Origin of the sequence: Burkholderia sp. IO2 (genome assembly GCF_029522185.1) — a bacterium.
Classification (GTDB): Bacteria; Pseudomonadota; Gammaproteobacteria; order Burkholderiales; family Burkholderiaceae; genus Burkholderia; species Burkholderia cenocepacia.
In genome coordinates this window covers 1-2,062 of the sequence record NZ_JAKWFH010000130.1, presented here as the reverse complement: position 1 = coordinate 2,062, position 2,062 = coordinate 1, and the positions used below count along the sequence as shown (strand labels likewise).

Sequence of the window (2,062 nt, the reverse complement as noted above, 5' to 3'; positions counted from 1 at the left end):
GGGCCCGCGTCGCCCGCGGCGTCGGTGCCGCGCACCGCGTGGCAGCCCGCGCAGCGCGCGGCGAACACGCGCTGGCCGCGGCGTTCGGCGTTGGCGCCCGCCGCGGGTGCCCGGGCCGGTTGGCGCTGCGCGGCGAGCCATGCGTGAAACGCGGCCGGCGGCTCGGCCACGACTTCGAACGCCATGTGCGCATGTTGCGCGCCGCAATACTGCGAGCATTGGCCGCGATAGATGCCGGGCCGGTCGGCCTGCAGCCATTGGCGGTTGGTCTGGCCGGGAATCGTCTGGGTCTTGCCGGCAAGTTGCGGCACCCAGAACGCGTGGATCACGTCGGCGCTCTTCAGTTCGATCGCGACGGGCTCGCCCACCGGAATATGGATCTCGTTCGCGGTGACGAAGGCCGGGCTGCCCGCATCGTCCGGATAACGAACGGCCCACCACCAGTCTTGTGCGGTCACGGTGATCGTCAGCGCGGGCGGGCGCGGCGGTGCGGCGACCATGCCCAGCACGCGCAGCATGTACACGAGTGCGCCGAACAGCAGCAGGATCGAGATCGCGGAGCCCACGGTCACGATCGTCAGGCCGCTGCCGTGGCCGCCGCCTGCCCGTGCGCGACGACGAAACAGCGCGATCAGCAGCAGCACGGCGATCGCGATGCAGACGAACGTACACAGCGCGAGCAGCGCCCAGCCGAGCACGAACACCGGCTGCGCGGCGGGGCCGGCCGTGTGCACGACGTACGCGAGCGGCAACGGCGCGGCCGGATTGCCGGGCGCCGCAGGCGCGGCGGCCGCGTACGCGACGCTCAGCGCGACCGCGCACGCGAACGGTGCGACGCGCGCGATATGACGCGTTTTGCGGGACAGCGGAACGAGCAACGAGACTCCTTGCCGGACGCACCGGCATGACGACAGCCGTTCGCGGCGGAGCAAATTTCGTGCGCGTGCGGCCGGCGCGGAGGCGGCCGCGAGGTGGCGGGATTGCGCGCACGACGGCCGGCGCGTTACAGCCGGCTTGTAAATTGGGCGACCGTTCACGGCTCGCGCCGAGGCCATACGGCCCCGGCGGCCGACGGCATGTCGTTTGCTGCGCCGATCGCGTTCCGGCACGTTGCGGCGCGAAAGCTTCGACGGCGTGCCGGCCATCATCGAAAAACGGGAGGACTCGACCGTGAAGACCGTCGCGATCACGGGTGCAAGCGCGGGCGTCGGTCGCGCGACCGCCCACGCGTTCGCGCGACTCGGCGCGAACGTCGCGCTGCTCGCTCGCGATCCGCGCGCGCTGCACGACACCGCATGCGAAGTGCGCGCGTATGGCGTCCAGGCGCTGCCGATTGCCGTCGACGTCAGCGATGCGGCTGCGCTCGACGCGGCGGCCGAGCGGATCGAACACGAACTCGGGCCGCTCGACGTGTGGGTCAACAACGCGATGGTGACCGTGTTCGCGCCGTTCGACGCCATCTCGCCGGAAGACTACGCGCGCGTGACGGCCGTCACCTACCTCGGCTGCGTGTACGGCACGCGTGCCGCGCTCGCACGGATGGCCCCGCGCAACCGCGGCACGATCGTGCAGGTCGGCTCGGCGCTCGCATACCGGTCGATTCCGTTGCAGGCCCCGTACTGCGGCGCGAAACACGCGATCCGCGGCTTTACCGACGCGCTGCGCTGCGAGCTGCTGCATGCACACAGTCATGTGCGCGTGACGATGGTGCAATTGCCCGCGATCGACACGCCGCAGTTCGACTGGGCCGAATCCGTGCTGCCGCATGCACCGCGTCCGGTCGCGCCGGTCTATGCGCCGGAGGTGGCGGCCGATGCGATCGTGCACGCCGCGCGGCATCCGTGCCGCGAGCGCTGGGTCGGCTGGTCGTCGCTCGCGGCGATCGTCGCGAACGGCCTTGCCCCCGGCTGCTTCGACCGCTATCTCGCGCGGACGGCCGTGCGCGGCCAGCAGCGCGCGGCGCGGGCCGGCCCGCGCCCGTCGAACCTGTGGGAGCCGGTGCCGGGCCGGCATGCGACGCGCGGCGCGTTCACCGACGAAGCGCGCCGCGCCGGCGCCGAGG

At 72.3% G+C, this 2,062-nt stretch carries 2 protein-coding genes; one reads left to right on the top strand and one right to left on the bottom strand.

Annotated elements, in window-relative coordinates:
• Nucleotides 1-878, bottom strand: an 878-nt coding sequence (gene coxB / locus MMB92_RS35105) for a cytochrome c oxidase subunit II (RefSeq protein ID WP_346829427.1), incomplete at its 3' end; no start/stop codon positions are given.
• Between the two features lie 292 nt (nucleotides 879-1,170).
• On the opposite strand from coxB, the gene MMB92_RS35100 reads away from it, so the two are divergent.
• Nucleotides 1,171-2,062: SDR family oxidoreductase (locus MMB92_RS35100; RefSeq protein WP_277563270.1), on the top strand; the 892-nt coding region annotated here is incomplete at its 3' end.